The sequence below is a fragment of the Nocardioides sediminis genome (assembly GCF_003047295.1).
Lineage (GTDB): Bacteria > Actinomycetota > Actinomycetes > Propionibacteriales > Nocardioidaceae > Nocardioides > Nocardioides sediminis.
The window spans coordinates 315,322-331,516 of record NZ_PZYZ01000003.1; the positions used below are offsets into that span (position 1 = coordinate 315,322).

Consider the following 16,195-nt stretch of genomic DNA (forward strand, 5'->3'; position numbering starts at 1 on the left):
CACAGACCGGGTTTGGCGCGCGGGCTCCTGCGGAACAAGGAGGCCATGGCTTCGCTCCCACCTGACCCGGCCCTGGCCGACCCGATGATGCGCGAGCTGCGCGAGCGGCACCCCGACGTCGACATCGTGCTGCTGCCCCCGGTCGCGCCGCTCGCCGAGCCGAGCGCCACCCGCGCGCAGTGCCTCGCCCGCATGCAGCACGCCGGGCGCGTCCTGGCCATCCTGAGCGAGCGGCTCGACCGCGAGCCGACGGCGCGCACCGACTACTGGTGGAGCCAGGAGCACCCGGAGGTACGCCGCTGGGTCACCGCTGCCGGCTACGGCGACCTCGGCGAGGAGAGTGCCGTCCAGCTCCTGCGGCGACTGGCCAACACCCTCGTCCACCTCGGCTGGGACCCCCGCCCCGCCGCCGACGGCTCCCCACGGGTGCGCGGCGTGGCCGGACCGTTCGAGCTCATCGCCCGCGCAGCTGGCGACACGGTGTCGGTGACCATCACGAGCGACCCGCTCCACGTCCCGGCCGAGCTGCACGCAGACCTCCAGGCCGAGCTCCGGTCCACGACGGGGAGCCGGCCATGACCCTCTTCGTCTACCTCGAGGCGCTGCGCAGCTCCGCCCAGGCGTGGGAGGACCAGGGCGAGGTCGTGCGGGGCGGTCGCAAGTCCCTCGGCGAGGTCGACGCCTCCCTCCTCGGTGCCCGGGTGCAGCCCGCGGCCCAAGCGTTCATCGATGCCTGGGAGAAGGAGGTCAAGCGCCTCGAGGACGCTGCCGGCAACCACGCCGAGGCACTGCGGGACGCCGGCCTGCTCTTCCAGCAGTCCGACCAGGACGTCGTCGAGCGCAGCCAGCGGTTGCTGACCTGGGCCGACCGCAACGTCTCCCCGACGGTGGGCCCGCGATGACCACGATCATGGTCCCCGCCCACGTCGCGGCCATCGCCGAGATGGACGCGACCCCGGCCGCGTCGGCGGTCACCACCGGCCTGCGGTCCACGGCCACGACCACGTCGGACGTCGCCGAGTGGATGACGGCGCACGGGGCCCCCGACGACTGGACCGGCGGCGCCGCCGAGGCGGCCGACCACGCGATGACGGGCTACGCCAGGGACGCCTCCGCCGCCACGGCGGCGTTCGCCCGCGTGGTCACCGCCTGTGATCGCTACGTCGACCGGGTCGTCCAGCTCACCGCCGACCGCGAGCGCCTCGTCTCCCGGCGCAGCGCCCTCAACCAGGACATCGACGACCTGCACGCCTGGATCGGCCGATCGACGGCCGACGACGTCGCGGCCCTCGAGGCCGAGGCCCACGCCCTCCAGCGGCGGGCGGACCGGCTCGTCGACGACATCACCGCCTTCTGGGACGACGTCACCGCCGCCGAGGACCGGCTCATCGCCGCCTTCCAGGCCGTCGACACCACGGGTGAGGGCGCCGACGCGGAGGCCCGCGACCGGACCGACGTCGCAGCGCTGCGCGCCGAGCTGACGGCGCTCGGCGGCGACCCGGACGCCATCAACGACTGGTGGAAGTACCTCACCAAGGCCGAGCAGGAGGCGCTGAAGATCAGCGACCCCGACCTGGTCGGCAACACCAACGGCATCCCCACCGGTGAACGGGACGAGGCCAACCGCACCTCCCTGGACCGCGACCTCGACAACCTCGCCGTCAAGCAGAAGGCCGGGGAGGAGCTGACCAAGGCCGAGCAGCGGCTGCTCGACCGGGCCCGGGCCGCGGAGGAGTCGCTCGCCATCCCGGACACGACGGGGCTGCCCGACCTCGACGGCGACGGCGTCGCGGACCCCGTCGACGTCAACCTGCTCGTCTATCAACCGGGTGCCTTCGGTGGCGACGGCGCGGTGGCGGTCAGCTACGGAGACCCCGACACCGCCGACAACACGGCCGTCATCGTCCCGGGCATCACCAACGACGGAACCAACATCGCCGGACAGGGTCGCGACGCCTACACGCTCTACCTCGAGGCCATCCGCAACGGCGAGTCCGCCGCGGCCATCGCGTGGATGGGCTACGACGCCCCGAGCTGGAACCCGGAGGACGCCCTGGACTGGCCCGGCGACGGGGTCGACATGGGCAGCGTCGTCCGGGAGGACAAGGCCATTGCCGGCGGAGCCCTGCTCGCCGACTTCGTCGACGGACTGCGCGCCAGCGACGAGGGGGATCAGTCGCACCTCTCGGTCATCGGCCACAGCTACGGCTCGACCACCGCGGCCCACGCCGCCCATGACCACGGCCTGGACGCCGACTCCCTCACCCTCATCGGCAGCCCCGGCGCCGGCGGCGACGACGTCGACAGCGTGCGCGACCTGGGCATGCGCGAGGGCAGGGTCTACGTCGGGTCCGCCGACAACGACTTCGTCACCTGGCTCGGCCGTGACGGCGACCTCGGCATGGGGCGCGACCCCGCCCAGGAGGACTTCGGCGCCACCGTCTTCCCGGTGGCCCCCGGCGAGGAGTTCCACGCCGACACCATCGGCCAGGGGGTCGAGAACCACACGTCCTACTTCAACCCGGAGACCAACCGCGAGTCCCTCGACAACCTGGCCGCGATCGTCCGCGGCGACGAGCCCGAGGTCACGGATGGCCGGACCCAGGACGCCAACGACATGGCCCTCGACTGGGCCGAGGACGAGGTCGTCCACCAGGTGGAGAGGGAGGTCGACGAGTCCCTCCGGGAGATCGAGGACGCCTACGACGGCGGCCGGGACTGGGTCGGTGACCGGGTCGACGACTTCCAGGACCTGTGGCGATGACGTCACGACCTAGGGTGGCCGGCATGACGCGCATCCTGCTCGGGCTGGCCGTGCTGCTCCTCCTGTCCGCCTGCACCTCGGACGCCGGCTCTGGTGCCACCGAGGGGAGCGAGCCGGACGCCGAGACCGTCAAGGCCGAGATGGACGGCGAGGCCAAGGCCCTGCTGCCGGACCTCCTCGGCCAGGTCGGCGGAGAGGTCAACGGCATGCTGGCGACGTTCTCCGAGCGGGGCGGCTTCGGCATCTGGGACTACGTCGCGAGCGGAGCCATCGTGAAGCCGTCCGGCACGATGACCGAGTCGCTGGCGGCGGTCGAGACCGTCCTGGTCGAGCACGGCTACACGGTCGAGGCGGACGACGAGCGCAAGCGCGTCACCGGGACCAAGGGCAACGTCTCGGTCACCGTCGAGGCGTCGCTGCTCACGGCCGAGAAGAAGGGGTCGGGGCTCAACATCCGCATCGGGAGCAGCGGGATCCAGGACGGCGACGACTTCGCCGAGAGCGCCCCCGCCGAGGACTACCTCACCTACGTCCGGTGACAGCGCGTGACCGGCGCCACAGCGCCCTACCCGCGAGACCGCACTAGCCTGACTGGTGGTCCGTGGACTCCATCGGGGAGCCGCGAGATGTCAAGAGGAGAGCACCATGAGCGAAGAGACCGCGCCGTACGGCACCGGGGCCCCGCAGGCCGCACCGGTCAAGAAGGTCCGCACCCATCACCTGCGGGAGATGAAGGAGCGCGGCGACAAGATCACCATGCTCACCGCCTACGACATGTACACCGCCGCCACCTTCGACGAGGCCGGCATCGACCTGTTGCTCGTGGGCGACTCGGCGTCCAACAACGTCTACGGCAACGAGACCTCCTTGCCCGTCACGGTCGACGAGCTCCTCCCCCTCACCCGCGCGGTCGCGCGCAGCGTCAGCCGCGCGATGGTGGTCGGCGACCTGCCCTTCGGCAGCTACCAGGCCAGCCCCGAGCAGGGCTACCTCACCGCCGTCCGCTTCATGAAGGAGGCCGGCGCCCACGCCGTCAAGCTCGAAGGCGGTGCCGAGATGGCCCCGGTCATCTCCACGTGCACCCGCGGCGGCATCCCCGTCATGGCCCACATCGGCTTCACCCCGCAGAGCGAGCACACCCTGGGCGGCTACCGCGTCCAGGGCCGCGGCGACGCGGCCGACCGGGTGCTCGCCGACGCCCGCGCCGTCCAGGAGGCCGGAGCCTTCGCCGTCGTCATGGAGATGGTGCCCGGCGACGTCGCCGAGCAGGTGAGCAAGGAGCTGGCCATCCCGACCATCGGCATCGGCGCCGGCAACGGCTGCGACGGACAGGTGCTGGTGTGGCAGGACGCCTTCGGGCTGCGGACCGGCCGGATGGCCCGCTTCGTCAAGCAGTACGCCGACGTCCACGGCGTGCTCCTCGAGGCCGCACGCGCCTATGCCGACGACGTCCGCGGCGGCACCTTCCCCGGGCCCGAGCACACCTTCTAGCGGCGCGGGGCGGGCTGCTGCCCCTCGCGGTCCGCCCGGCCAGCGCGTAGCGTCGCGCCATGACGCCTCGCCGTGCCGGTCGACCCACCGTCCTCGCCGTGGCCGTCGCCCTCGGGCTCGGCACGCTCGGCCCCGTGGCGCCGGTGGCGGCGGGTGAGGCCCCCGGCGGCTTCGCCCCCATCCAGGCCGAGGCGCCCGACGCCCGCGCCAGCGCACCGCGGCTCCGGGTGCGCACGGTCGTCGGCGGGCTCGCCAACCCGTGGGACGTCCAGCCCATCGGCGGCGGGCGGCTCCTCGTCACCGAGCGCGACCGCGCCCGGCTCAGCGTGGTGCGCAAGGGCGAGCGGCGTACCGTCCGATTCCCCCGGAAGAAGGTCTGGGTGAGCGGCGAGACCGGCCTGATGTCGCTTGCCGTCGACCCGGCCTTCGACCGGACGCGTCGGTTCTGGACCTGCCAGGGGTGGCGGGCCGGCGGCGGCCGCGACGTCCGCGTCTCGCTGTGGAAGCTCAGCGGCAACGCACGCCGGGCCAGCCTGGTGCGCCACGTCGTCACCGGCCTGCCTGTCACCAGCGGGCGGCACGGCGGCTGCCGCGTGCTGCTCGACTCGGGGTCCAAGGCCTTGTACGTCGGCACCGGTGACGCCGCCGACGCCGGCAACCCGCGCGACCTGACGTCGCTCGGCGGCAAGGTGCTCCGCGTCCACCGGCGCACCGGCCGGGCGCTGCCCGGCAACCCGTTCGCCGACGCGGCCGACCCCCGTCAGCGGCTCGTGTGGACCTTCGGCCACCGCAACGTCCAGGGACTGGCCCAGCGTCCGTCGGACGGGTCGGTGGTGAGCGTCGAGCACGGGTCCTACCGCGACGACGAGGTCAACGCCCTCTCCCCCGGCGCCGACTTCGGCTGGCAGCCCGGGCCCGGCTACGACGAGAGCGTGCCGATGACCGACCAGTCGCTGCCCGGCCAGCAGACCGAGGCGATCTGGAGCTCGGGCAACCCCACCATCGCCACCTCGGGCGCCGCGTGGGTGGAGGGCAGCCGCTGGGGCGCGTACGACGGCACGCTCGCCGTCGCGGCCCTGGGGGGCGAGCGGATGCTGTTCCTCCGGTTCGACGACCGGCTCCGCCTGCAGCGGGAGTGGACGCCGGGCGCGCTGCGGCGCCACGGCCGCCTGCGCTCGGTGACCCGTCTCCCCGACGGCGACCTGCTGGTCACGACCAGCAACGGGGGCAACGACAGGGTGTTGCGCGTCTCGCCGCGCTGACGCTCCTCAGCCCCAGTCGAGCCAGCGCGCCCCGCCGAGCACCACCGCGAACCACCCCACCGCGAGCAGCGCCGGCAGCACGACCACCGCGCGCGGGCGGCGTACGAACCAGCGACAGCCCTGGACCAGGGCGACCGTCCACGTCGCGAGCAGCAGGGCGGTCACCCACCACGGGGCGGCGACGACGGTCGGCGTCGCGGCGAGCAGGAAGAACACCGCCGCGAGCCCGATCATCCCCGCGAACGCCCACGGTGAGGCGATGTCACGCGGAGCGGGTCCGGGAGCGCTCAGCTGCTCGGCGTCCCGTCGTCATCGGCACCGGAACCGGGACCGTCGTCGTTCCAGTTGGGGTCGTTGTCCCACTCCTCGTTGCGCTCCTCGACCTTCTCCAGCGCACGACCCGCCTCCGCGGCGGAGGCGTAGGGGCCGAGTCGGTCGGAGTTGCGGCAGCCGTCGCGCCCCTCGACCGTCTTGTGGGTCAGGCAGTACCAGTACTCCGAGTCGCTCATGGCCAGAAACTACACTCGCGCCCGTGCCAGCCCTAGCCCCGGCGGCGATCTCGCCGCGTCGTGCCGTCCCCGCCTCCATCCCCCGTCCCGAGTACGTCGACCGGCCGGCGCCCACGCCCTTCGAGGGCAGCGAGGTCAAGGACGCCGAGACCATCGAGCGGATGCGTGCCGCGTGCCGGCTGGCCGCCCAGGCACGCGACCTGGTCGGCTCGCACGTGGCCCCCGGGATCACCACCGACGAGCTCGACCGCATCGGGCACGAGTTCCTCTGCGACCACGGCGCCTACCCCTCCACGCTGGGCTACCGAGGCTTCCCCAAGTCGCTGTGCTCGAGCGTCAACGAGGTGGTCTGCCACGGCATCCCGGACGCCCGGGTCGTCGAGGACGGCGACATCGTCAACATCGACATCACCGCCTTCCTCGACGGCGTGCACGGCGACACCAACGCGACGTTCCTGGCCGGCGACGTCGACGAGGAGTCCCGCCTGCTCGTCGAGCGGACCCGCGAGGCGCTGGACCGGGCGATCAAGGCCGTGCAGCCCGGTCGCCGGATCAACGTCGTCGGCCGTGTCATCGAGGCCTACGCTCGCCGCTTCGGCTACGGCGTGGTCCGCGAGTTCACCGGCCACGGCATCGGTACGTCGTTCCACAGCGGCCTGGTGGTCCCGCACTACGACGACCCGCGCTTCGACGACGAGATCCGGGTCGGCATGACCTTCACGATCGAGCCGATGCTCAACCTCGGCACGCACGAGTGGGAGATGTGGGACGACGGCTGGACCGCCGTGACCCGGGACGGCCGGCGCAGCGCCCAGTTCGAGCACACCCTGCTCGTCACCCCGACCGGCGCCGAGGTCCTGACCCTGCCCTGACTGGCCCGGGCCCGGGCCGCTCTGCCATGCTCGACCTTGCGAATGGGCTGGCCGGGCGACCGCGTTCCCCTCACGGGGACCGAGGAAGGTCCGGGCTCCACAGGGCAGGGTGATGGCCAACAGCCATCCGGGGCAACCCGCGGGACAGTGCCACAGAAAACAGACCGCCGCTCCCCACGGGGAGCGGCAAGGGTGAAACGGTGGTGCAAGAGACCACCAGTGCTCCGGGTGACCGGAGCAGCTAGGTAAACCCCACCCGGAGCAAGATCGAGCAGTGTGTGTCCGAGGGCGGCCCGCCCGAGCACACGGGTAGATCGCTCGAGGGAGTCGGCAACGGCTCTCCTAGATGGATGGTCGCCCCGCCGTCAGGCGGACAGAACCCGGCCTACAGGCCAGCCCATTCGCCCCCGGCCCCTACGACGATCATTCGCCGGCTCCCGGGGTCGACTCCACCCGGTCGAGCATCTCGGTGAGGTGGCGCCGCAGCTGCTCCTTGTGCTCGGACGCGACCTGCTGCAGCTGCGCGATCTCCTCGTCGTGGCGCTTGCGGAGCCCGGTCGTCTCCTCGCGCACGCGGTAGGCCTCGGCGCGTGCGTCGTTCACGATCTCGGCCGCTTCGCTCCGCGCCGACTCCCTGAGGCCCTCGGCCTCCTCGCGGGCCGCGGCCACCACGGCCTCCGCCTCGCTCCTCGCCTCGGCGCGCCACTGCTCGGTGTCGCGGGCAGTCATCTCCAGGAGGCGGACCGCCGACGGAGATGCCTCGGCGACGCCGTCGGAGCTCGTGCCGGGACGCGCCTCGTCGTAGGTGTGCGTGGTGTTGCTCATGCCTTCTCCCAGGGGGTTGGGGACGTACGCCGGCCCGCCGGGCAGCGCTGTGGGTGCGACTTAGCGTGCCCTGTGGACCGGCGTTCCAGGAAATGCAGCGGACAAAGGGGTGGTCCGTCACCACGCGGGCATCAGGTGTGCATCGCGCGCAGGAGCAGCACCACGCCGCGCGCCGTGTCGAGGTTGGCGGCGACGGCGACGACCGCCAGCCCCCACAGCGGTAGGCCGCTGATCGCTGCCAGGGCGAAGATCAGCAGCCGGACCTCGCGCCGGAAGAGCAACCGCACGTCGGTGTCGCGGCCCACCGCGTGGACGTAGGAGATCAGCAGGCAGCCGCACCCAGCGGCGAACCCCCAGGCCCAGGCGGTCTCCGTGTGGCCGGCGCCGATGACCAGGCCGACCACCACGGCGAGGTCGGCGTAACGGTCCAGCAGCGTGTCCAGCGCGGCGCCGCGGCGCGAGGCCCGGCCACTCACTCGCGCGAGCTCGCCGTCGACGCCGTCGAGGGCGGAGCCGAGCAGGACGCCGAGCCCGCCCGCGGCCATCGCCCACCGGTCGCCGACCGCGATCAGGCCGGCCGCGAGCAGCGTGGTGGCGAAGGCCAGCAACGTGGCCACGTGCGGGCTGAGCCCGGTCCGCAGCAGCTGGCGGGTCAGGGGCCCCGAGATCCGCCGGTTGACGGTCCGGGCGATGATCTGGTCGCTCGGCTTCGGACCGTACCGGTGCCACATCACCCGCTCCAGGGCCCGCACTCCCTCGGGTGTGTCGACGGCCGCCCAGAGCCCGGTGAAGTCGCAGGTGGTCATCTCCAGGCCGTGGTCGAGCATCCGCCGCCGCACGGCGGCCCACGGCATTGCTGGTGCGTCGGCGGTCGCGGCCAGGACGTCGGCGACATGGACGGAGCTGAGGCCGGCGTCGACCGCGGCGTACTCCTTCAGGTCGGCTGCCAGCTCGAGCAGCCGGCCGTCGGCGGCGGTCCGCACCCGGACCGGGGGCACCCCTCCCAGGCCGCCCACCTGACGCTGGGGGTCACGGTCGACGGCCAGCACGTTGCGGCCCGGTGCAGCCATCAGCCGCCGTACGTCGTCGGCCTCGAACACGTGGTCGCCCATGACCACCAGGCACCGGTCCTCCTCGACCTGCCGGAGGCCGGCCACCACCGACGTCGACGTGCCCTGCTGCCAGTCGGGGTCGACCACCAGCTCGACCGGGAGTCCGTGGGAGTGGATGGTCGCCGCCACGTCCTCGCTCCGGTAGCCGGCCACCACCACGATCCGGGTCACTCCTGCCTCGCGCAGCACCTTGACCGTGCGGTCCAGCAGGGTCACGCCGCCCACCCGCCGCAGCACCGTCGGCTGGAGCGAGCGGGACCGGTGCTTCGACTCCGCGGTCACCACGACCGCGGTCGTCACCCTTGGCCGGGGTTCGGTCTCCGGGCGCGGGTCCATGGCTCGCAGTATGCGTCAGCACGCTCCTGCGCGCGCCGGGCTCGGTTGCGGGGCAGCACCTGCACGACATTCCATCGTTCTTTGGAATGACGTAATATTGCGGGGGTCAGTTCCTCGCTCCCCGGAGGTGCCCATGGGCCATCGCACGGTCGCAACCCCCCGGACTCGTGTCGAGCTCGGGCTCCGCCAGAACCTCGCGCAGTTCAGCCTGCTGGTCGCGGTCAACGCCCTGGTCGGCGGCATGCTCGGCCAGGAGCGCACCGTGCTCCCCCTCCTGGGCCAGGAGGAGTTCGGGATCACGGCCTACACCGCCGGGCTGAGCTTCATCCTGGCCTTCGGCCTGTCCAAGGCCGCCACCAACTACGTCGCCGGCACGTGGTCGGACCGGTTCGGCCGCAAGCCGGTGCTCGTGGCCGGCTGGCTCGTCGCTGTACCGGTCCCCTTCATGCTGATCTGGGCGCCGTCGTGGACCTGGATCATCGTCGCCAACGTGCTGCTCGGCGTCAGCCAGGGCCTGACCTGGTCCACCACGGTGGTGATGAAGATCGACCTCGTGGGACCGGCGCGACGGGGCCTGGCGATGGGACTCAACGAGGCCGCCGGGTACGCCGCCGTGGCGGTCACCGCACTGGCCACCGGCTACGTCGCGGAGTCCTACGGACTGCGTCCCGAGCCCTTCTTCCTCGGCATCGCCTTCGCCGCACTCGGCCTCGGACTGTCGACCCTGGTCGTGCAGGAGACCCGCGAGCACGCCCGCCTCGAGGCCGCCGGCCACGTCGCCCGCGCCGACGGCAGGCACGACCACCTCCACGGAGGGCTGACCGACGGCCAGGTGTTCGTGCAGACCAGCTTCAAGGAGCCGGCCCTCTCCTCTGCCAGCCAGGCGGGCCTGGTCAACAACCTCAACGACGGACTCGCGTGGGGCCTCCTCCCGATCCTGTTCGCAGGCGCAGGACTCTCGGTCGGCAGGATCGGCATCCTCGCCGCGCTCTACCCCGCGGTGTGGGGAGTCGGGCAGCTCTTCACCGGCGCCCTCTCCGACCGGTGGGGACGGAAGTGGCTGATCGCCTCCGGCATGTGGCTGCAGGCCCTGGCCCTCGCGCTGATCGCGCTCGCGGACTCGTTCGCCGCCTGGGCCGTCGCCGCAGTGCTCCTCGGCGGCGGCACCGCGATGGTCTACCCCACGCTGCTGGCCTCGATCGGCGACGTGGCGCACCCGGCATGGCGTGCCCGCTCGGTGGGGGTCTACCGGTTGTGGCGGGACGGCGGCTTCGCGGTCGGGGCGCTGCTCGCCGGCGTGGTGGCCGACGCCCTGGGCGTCGAAGCCGCCGTGTGGACCGTTGCCGCTCTCACCGCCGCGTCCGGTCTCGTGGTCGCGCTGCGCATGTACGAGACCCTGCACCGCGCGCCGGTGCCGGACGGGCAGGCGGACGACGATGGGTGACCGGGCCAGCAAGGACGCGCTGTTCGCGCAGTTCGCGGCGGTCGGCAAGGTGCTGGGCCACCCCAAGCGGCTCGAGCTGCTCGACCTCCTCATCCAGGGGCCCCGCAGCGTCGAGGGCCTCGCCGAGGCGGCCGACCTCGGCATGAGCACCTGCTCCGCACACCTCCAGACCCTGCGCGATGCCGGCGTCGTCGAGGCTCGGCGCGACGGCAGGCGGATCTTCTACTCCCTCGTCGGTGACGACATCGCCGGGCTCTGGGACCATCTGCGGCGCGTCGCGCAGCTGCACCGCCCCCACACCGAGCTCGCCCGGCGCGCCTACCTCGGCCCCGAGGACACCCGCGCCGTGGACACCGACGAGCTGATGCGCCGCCTCGCCGACGGTGACGCCGTCGTCCTCGACGTCCGGCCCGAGCCGGAGTACGCCGCCGGCCACCTCCCCGGAGCGATCCACATCCCCCTCGAGGAGCTGGCCGCGCGGATCGGGGAGCTGCCCCGAAACCACGAGATCGTCGCCTACTGCCGCGGCCACTACTGCGTCCTGGCTCACGACGCCGTTCGACTGCTCAACGCCGAGGGGCTCGCAGCCAGCCGCGCCGTCGACGGGGTCCTCGAGTGGCGTCTCGCCGGTGTACCCATCGAGGCCGGCGCCGCCTGACCGGCGACCCCGACGTCGCAGGTCCCCGGGCGTCATCGACCGCGCGCCACGCTCGACGGCTGGTCAGCTGCCGGTCCGCCGAGCTGCCCAGGCCGCGGCCTGGGCCCGCGAGCTCAGTCCGAGCTTGGTCAGGATGCTGCTCACGTGGTGCGCCACGGTCTTCCGGCTCAGGCAGAGTCGGTCCGCGATCTGAGGATTGCTGAGGCCGAGCTCGAGCAGCTCCAGCACCTGCCGCTCCCGTGTGGTCAATGCGTTCGCGGAGCGGGGCCCGGGTCGCGTGGCGACGCCCAGGCGCCGCAGCAGCGCAGCAGCAGCGTCGGCGTCGGTGATCGCGCCGAGACGCTGGAGCACCCCGTGCGCGGTCGAGGCCTCGCTGGCCGCGAGATCCGGGTCGTCCGTCTCCACGATGCGGGCGAGGTCCAGGCGGGTCCGGGCCGCCTCGAACGGCAGGTCCAGTCGCACGAAGCCCTGGACCGCGGCGGACAGGTGCTGGCGTGCCGCTGCCGGGTCGCCAACGGCAGCTGCGACGAGCCCGGCCGCGCGGGCGGCCAGCGAACTGGCCTGAGGGTAGGAAGCCACCTCGGCGTCATGACCCAGGTGCTCAGCAACCCGGCGCGCGTCCTCGAGGCGGCGACTGGCGACCAGAGCCTCGACCAGGATCGCGGTCGCCGCATGGGACTGCGGGCCGGTGTCCCCGATCCGGTCCAGGCAGGCGCGCAGCACAGAGACGGCCCGGGAAGGGTTGCCCTGGACCAGGTGCAGACGGGCCAGCGTGACGGCCACCGGCAACGTGTCTTCCACACTCGCAAGCAACGCGTCCGCCGCCTCCGGGCTGCCTTGCCGTAGCCGGAGCTCGGCAAGTGCCGCCAGAGCCTCGACGTGCGGCTGCCGGCCCAAGTCCTGGGCCATCGCCAGCGCCTGGACGAGCTGCGCCTCGGCCTCGGGCCAGCGGCCCGAGCCGACGAGCACAGCCCCGTAGTGAGAGCGGCACCGGGCTTGGAGGAAGGGGCAGCCATAGGTGGCCTGGAAGCGGTCGGCGGCCAGGCACCACTGCGCCGCCCGCCTCTGGTCGCCGACCGTGGCACAAGCGGCGAGCATGCTGCACGTGTTCCACACGAACGTCTCGAGCCGCCGGTAGTCGCCACCCACCACACCGGCCAACGCCTCGTCGAGCAGTGCCATCCCCTCGTCGACCTGCCCGGCCATGACTGCGGCGAGCCCGAGGTCGGCGAGCGCCACCAGCTCCAGGTCACGGTCGGCGCCGGCCCGGCCAACATCGAGGGCCCGTGCCAGCAACTGATGTCCGGTCTCGGCATCGGACGCGAGGTAGCCCTCGAGCAGGGTGAGCCAGCCGCCGACGCCCTGATCCGTCGTGCCGACCAAGCGCCGGGCCCGGGCCACCCAGCCTCTCGCCGCGACCTCGTTCTCGAGGTTGGTCATCCAGACGACACAGAGGTCGACGGCCACCATCACCGCAGCGTCGCGGTCACCGCGATCGCGGTAGCCGGTGAATGCTTCGTCCCGACTCCGCAGGCTCGCGCGCACATCGCCGCGCCACCAATGCGCGCGGGCCAGCTCCTCGAGCAGCTCGGGAGAACGCCGCCCGGGCGGCACCTGTTCGGCGAGGCGAACCGCGCTGTCCCACTCGCCCGCAGCCGAAGCCTCGCGGACGGCGTCCAGCACGTCGCTCACCGTCACGTCTCCATGTTCCCGCGACCAGGGGACGCGGCACAGGATCGCGCCACTTCTTGGGTCAGTTGACCGATGTGGGTGCGTGCGGCGCGTTCCAGTCTTGCGGGAGGAGGTGGTCCCGATGACCGAGACGTTCCAGATCACGGTGGAGCAGGCCGAGGCGTACGAGTCGCGCTTCGTCCCGGCCCTGTTCGGAGAATGGGCGCCCAGACTGTGTGACGCGGCCGCGATCTCGGACGGCGACCGGGTGCTCGACGTGGCGTGCGGGACCGGAGTGGTCACGCGCGAAGCTGCTCGGCGGGTGGGTGATTCCGGGCGGGTGGTCGGACTCGACCTGAACCCGGCCATGCTCGAGGTCGCGGCTCGCGTGGCGCCCATGCTGACCTGGCAGCAGGGTGACGTCGCCGCGATGCCGTTCCGAGATGCGGAGTTCGACATCGTGGTGTGCTCGGCGGCGTTGTTCTTCTTCCCCGACCTCCCGCGAGCGCTGGCCGAGATGGCGCGCGTGGTGCGACCGGGTGGCACCGTCGCGTTGCTGACCTTTGCGGGGCTGGCGGAGCAACCGGGTTACGGGCCGTTCGTCGATGTCGCGGTGCGGCACGCGGGCCCAGGCGCCGCGGTCCTGCTCTCGACGTACTGGTCCTGCGGCGACGTCACCGAGCTCACCCGGTCGCTCGACGATGCGGGACTGCTCGTCATCGAGACACGAAGCCGCGTCGGGACCGCGCGCTTCCCGTCCATCGACGCCCTGGCCGCCATCGAGATCAAGGGGACGCCGCTCGCGGCGCGGATCACGGACGAGGCCTACGACCGAATCGTCAACGACCTGCGGCTGGTGCTGGCACCGTACGTTGCCGCCGATGGCCGGCTCTCCCTCCCCCTTCGCGGGCTCACGGTCGTGACATGGCGAAACGGGACCTAGAGCCACGAACGGCCCGCCAGCAGCGCTGGCGGGCCGTTCGGTGATGGGTCAGTCCGTGACGACGGCGTCGAGGATGTCGACCTTCGCGGCTGACCGGGCCGGCCCGACCGCGGCCAGGACCCCTGCCACCGCCGCGAGTGCGACGTAGAGAGCCAGCTGGGCAACAGGGATCGAGATCGCCTTGATCCCCACGTCCTTCATCGCCTGGGAGAGCCCGAGGCCGATCCCGATGCCGAGGCCCGCCCCGCTCAGGGCGCCGATCAGCGAGATCACCACCGACTCCCAGCGGACCATCGCTCGGACCTGGGCCCGCGTCATGCCGACCGCCCGGAGCAGGCCCAGCTCGCGGGTCCGCTCGAAGACCGACAGGGCCAGCGTGTTCACGATGCTGAGCAGGGCGATGAGGACCGCCAGCAACAGCATCACCGGTCAGCACGAGCAGCGCGGAGCGGACATCGCGACGGGACCGCCGGTGCCACCAGGACTGCCTACCCATGCCTGTGAGTCTGCTCCTCCGAACAGGCCCGGGCGAGGGTGGTTCCCGCAGGGGCAAGGGGGGCCAGCACCCCTGCGGATACCGCACGTCCGTCGGTGCCACCTGCCTGTGGGATGCGGTCGGAACCCCGGGCACGTGCGCCGGGCACGATGGGCCGCGACCCCTCCTCGGGGGTTGGCTGGAGGTCATCAGGAAGTCCGCCATCCACCCAGCACCGGAGATGATCCCCATGGCCGCGACACGCATCATCGAGGAGGAGCGAGGGGTCAGCGCCGGCGCCTTCGTGCACCACCACAACGGCTACTACGCCGGTGACTTCAGCCGGGTGCCGATCACCCACCCCGGCGCCGCGACCCCCGCCGCTTCGTGACCCGGACCCCTTGACAACATATCTTGTCAAGCGCATCGTGGAGGCATGCAGGACGTCCAGGTCATCGAGGACTCGGAGGCCGCCGCCGTCGCGCTGGACCCGGTCCGGGCCAGGCTGCTCGGCGAGCTGGCCGTCCCCGCCTCCGCCGCCGGGCTCGCGAGCCGCGTCGGCATCACGCGGCAGAAGGTCAACTACCACCTCAACGCGCTGGAGGCGCACGGCCTGGTGCAGCTCTCCGAGGAGCGTCACCACGGCGGCATCACCGAACGGGTCCTGCAGGCATCCGCGGCGTCGTACGTCGTGTCACCGGCGGCGGTCAGCCCGTCCGCGGCGGACCCGGGCGCCAGTGCCGACCACCTGTCGGCGGGCTACCTCGTCGCGCTGGCCGGCCGGGTCGTGCGTGAGGTCGGCGCGCTCGCGCGCCGCGCCGGAGCCTCCGGCACGCGCCTGCCGACGCTGACCATCGACACGCAGATCGGCTTCCGCTCGGCCGCCGACCGGGCGGCCTTCGCAGACGACCTCACCGCCGCGGTGCTCGACCTGGCTGCGCGCTACCACCACGACGACGGACGCCCTCACCGGCTCGTCGTGGCCGCCCACCCACTCCCCGAGGAGAACCCATGAGCAGCACACCGAACGTCCCCTACCGCCTGGAGTTCAGCGTCGAGGTCCCCGGGACCCCGGAGCAGGTCTGGCAGGCCATCGCCACCGCCCGCGGCATGAGCGCCTGGTTCCTGCCGACGGAGATGGAGGAGCGCCAGGGCGGCTCCCTGCACTTCAGCATGGGTCCGGACATGGGCTCGGACGGCCGGGTCACCGCGTGGGACCCGCCGCGTCGGATCGAGTACGAGGAGGACTGGGCCGCCCTCATGGGCCAGGACCCCGACTCGCTCAGTCCGCTCACGTCGGAGTTCGTCGTCGAGGCGCAGTCCGGCGGCACCTGCGTCGTGCGGGTCACCACCAGTGGCTTCGGGACCGGCGCCGACTGGGAGTCGGAGTGGTGGGACGACCTGGGTCCCGGCTGGATGCCGTTCTTCGACAACCTGCGCCTCTACCTGTCGCACTTCCCCGGCCAGGCGGCCACGCAGCTCGAGGTCACCACGTCCCACCCCGGTGACGCGGCGGCGCTGTGGTCGACCATGCGCGAGGCGCTCGGCCTGGGAGCGGAGGGCTCGGTGCTCGAGGTGCGCGGCAGCACCGGCACGGTCGAGCGCGTCGGTGAGCGGCAGGCGCTCGTCCGGCTCATCGCCCCGGTGCCCGGGATGCTCACCCTCTTCACGTACGACGAGGGCGACGGCAAGGCATTGGCGGGCGTCCGGGCCTACCTGTTCTCCCCCGACGCCGCCGATCACGTGCGGCGCGAGCAGCCGGGCTGGGAGACGTGGCTCCGAGGGCTCTCCGTCCCGGCGTGAACCCTCACCGCCGAGACCATGGCGACGACA

19 protein-coding genes and 1 other RNA gene are annotated in these 16,195 nt (G+C 72.6%); 14 read left to right on the forward strand and 6 right to left on the reverse strand.

The genetic code is table 11. The features are described 5' to 3' along the window. The first annotated feature begins 45 nt into the window (after positions 1 to 45). The 6 genes from DAI17_RS10390 to DAI17_RS10415 all read left to right on the forward strand — a co-directional run bounded on the left by DAI17_RS10390 (position 46) and on the right by DAI17_RS10415 (position 5,517). Positions 46 to 579 (forward strand): hypothetical protein, encoded by a 534-nt coding sequence (locus tag DAI17_RS10390; protein WP_107772847.1) that lies wholly within the window; start codon positions 46 to 48, stop codon positions 577 to 579. Then, a complete protein-coding gene (locus DAI17_RS10395; RefSeq protein WP_107772848.1) occupies positions 576 to 902 on the forward strand; it encodes a hypothetical protein in 327 nt (108 codons plus the stop codon). Before DAI17_RS10390 ends, DAI17_RS10395 begins: the two co-directional genes overlap by 4 nt. After that, a complete protein-coding gene (locus DAI17_RS10400; RefSeq protein ID WP_107772849.1) occupies positions 899 to 2,764 on the forward strand; it encodes an alpha/beta hydrolase in 1,866 nt (621 codons plus the stop codon). Before DAI17_RS10395 ends, DAI17_RS10400 begins: the two co-directional genes overlap by 4 nt. A gap of 23 nt (positions 2,765 to 2,787) precedes the next feature. Further along, positions 2,788 to 3,303 (forward strand): hypothetical protein, encoded by a 516-nt coding sequence (locus DAI17_RS10405; protein ID WP_159081474.1) that lies wholly within the window; start codon positions 2,788 to 2,790, stop codon positions 3,301 to 3,303. Between the two features lie 106 nt (positions 3,304 to 3,409). Then, positions 3,410 to 4,255 carry a 3-methyl-2-oxobutanoate hydroxymethyltransferase gene (gene panB, locus DAI17_RS10410; protein WP_107772851.1) on the forward strand — a complete coding sequence of 282 codons (846 nt, stop codon included), beginning with the start codon at positions 3,410 to 3,412 and terminating at the stop codon, positions 4,253 to 4,255. A 59-nt stretch (positions 4,256 to 4,314) separates the two neighbouring features. After that, positions 4,315 to 5,517, forward strand: a complete 1,203-nt coding sequence (locus DAI17_RS10415; RefSeq protein ID WP_107772852.1) for a PQQ-dependent sugar dehydrogenase — start codon at positions 4,315 to 4,317, stop codon at positions 5,515 to 5,517. Positions 5,518 to 5,523: 6 nt separating this feature from the next. On the opposite strand, the gene DAI17_RS10420 is transcribed toward DAI17_RS10415, so the two are convergent. Both DAI17_RS10420 and DAI17_RS10425 read right to left on the reverse strand, forming a co-directional pair. Next, the gene (locus tag DAI17_RS10420; protein WP_107772853.1) at positions 5,524 to 5,751 is read right to left on the reverse strand and encodes a hypothetical protein; all 228 of its coding nucleotides are present in this window, start codon (positions 5,749 to 5,751) and stop codon (positions 5,524 to 5,526) included. A 53-nt stretch (positions 5,752 to 5,804) separates the two neighbouring features. After that, positions 5,805 to 6,026 (reverse strand): hypothetical protein, encoded by a 222-nt coding sequence (locus DAI17_RS10425; protein ID WP_107772854.1) that lies wholly within the window; start codon positions 6,024 to 6,026, stop codon positions 5,805 to 5,807. Positions 6,027 to 6,049: 23 nt separating this feature from the next. On the opposite strand from DAI17_RS10425, the gene map reads away from it, so the two are divergent. Both map and rnpB read left to right on the forward strand, forming a co-directional pair. After that, the gene (map, locus tag DAI17_RS10430; RefSeq protein WP_107772855.1) at positions 6,050 to 6,898 is read left to right on the forward strand and encodes a type I methionyl aminopeptidase; all 849 of its coding nucleotides are present in this window, start codon (positions 6,050 to 6,052) and stop codon (positions 6,896 to 6,898) included. Positions 6,899 to 6,941: 43 nt separating this feature from the next. Next, positions 6,942 to 7,302, forward strand: an RNA gene (rnpB, locus tag DAI17_RS10435) — RNase P RNA component class A. Between the two features lie 19 nt (positions 7,303 to 7,321). Here the strand turns inward: rnpB and DAI17_RS10440 are convergent. Continuing rightward, positions 7,322 to 7,723 (reverse strand): hypothetical protein, encoded by a 402-nt coding sequence (locus tag DAI17_RS10440; protein ID WP_107772856.1) that lies wholly within the window; start codon positions 7,721 to 7,723, stop codon positions 7,322 to 7,324. Positions 7,724 to 7,854: 131 nt separating this feature from the next. Then, on the reverse strand, positions 7,855 to 9,171 hold the full coding sequence (locus tag DAI17_RS10445) for an NTP transferase domain-containing protein (protein ID WP_107772857.1): 1,317 nt from the start codon (positions 9,169 to 9,171) through the stop codon (positions 7,855 to 7,857). Between the two features lie 133 nt (positions 9,172 to 9,304). Between DAI17_RS10445 and DAI17_RS10450 the strand changes: the two genes are divergently transcribed. Continuing rightward, positions 9,305 to 10,615 (forward strand): MFS transporter, encoded by a 1,311-nt coding sequence (locus tag DAI17_RS10450; RefSeq protein ID WP_107772858.1) that lies wholly within the window; start codon positions 9,305 to 9,307, stop codon positions 10,613 to 10,615. Next, positions 10,608 to 11,273, forward strand: a complete 666-nt coding sequence (locus DAI17_RS10455) for an ArsR/SmtB family transcription factor (RefSeq protein WP_107772859.1) — start codon at positions 10,608 to 10,610, stop codon at positions 11,271 to 11,273. The genes DAI17_RS10450 and DAI17_RS10455 overlap by 8 nt, the downstream gene beginning before the upstream one ends. Before the next feature lie 63 nt (positions 11,274 to 11,336). Here the strand turns inward: DAI17_RS10455 and DAI17_RS21525 are convergent, their stop codons facing one another. Next, positions 11,337 to 12,965, reverse strand: a complete 1,629-nt coding sequence (locus DAI17_RS21525) for a LuxR C-terminal-related transcriptional regulator (RefSeq protein ID WP_159081475.1) — start codon at positions 12,963 to 12,965, stop codon at positions 11,337 to 11,339. Positions 12,966 to 13,110: 145 nt separating this feature from the next. Between DAI17_RS21525 and DAI17_RS10465 the strand changes: the two genes are divergently transcribed. Beyond that, a complete protein-coding gene (locus DAI17_RS10465; RefSeq protein ID WP_234412432.1) occupies positions 13,111 to 13,887 on the forward strand; it encodes a class I SAM-dependent methyltransferase in 777 nt (258 codons plus the stop codon). A gap of 48 nt (positions 13,888 to 13,935) precedes the next feature. Here the strand turns inward: DAI17_RS10465 and DAI17_RS10470 are convergent, their stop codons facing one another. Continuing rightward, positions 13,936 to 14,310, reverse strand: a complete 375-nt coding sequence (locus DAI17_RS10470; protein WP_107772862.1) for an FtsX-like permease family protein — start codon at positions 14,308 to 14,310, stop codon at positions 13,936 to 13,938. A 302-nt stretch (positions 14,311 to 14,612) separates the two neighbouring features. Here DAI17_RS10470 and DAI17_RS20960 point away from each other — a divergent pair, with 302 nt between their 5' ends. From DAI17_RS20960 to DAI17_RS10480, 3 genes are read left to right on the forward strand one after another with little or no spacing between them, the layout of a single operon-like run. Further along, on the forward strand, positions 14,613 to 14,753 hold the full coding sequence (locus tag DAI17_RS20960) for a hypothetical protein (RefSeq protein ID WP_159081476.1): 141 nt from the start codon (positions 14,613 to 14,615) through the stop codon (positions 14,751 to 14,753). 45 nt (positions 14,754 to 14,798) lie between these two features. After that, positions 14,799 to 15,377 (forward strand): ArsR/SmtB family transcription factor, encoded by a 579-nt coding sequence (locus DAI17_RS10475; RefSeq protein WP_107772863.1) that lies wholly within the window; start codon positions 14,799 to 14,801, stop codon positions 15,375 to 15,377. Next, positions 15,374 to 16,165: an SRPBCC family protein gene (locus DAI17_RS10480; RefSeq protein ID WP_107772864.1), complete on the forward strand. Its 792-nt coding sequence runs from the start codon at positions 15,374 to 15,376 to the stop codon at positions 16,163 to 16,165. The genes DAI17_RS10475 and DAI17_RS10480 overlap by 4 nt, the downstream gene beginning before the upstream one ends. The last annotated feature ends 30 nt before the right edge of the window (positions 16,166 to 16,195 follow it).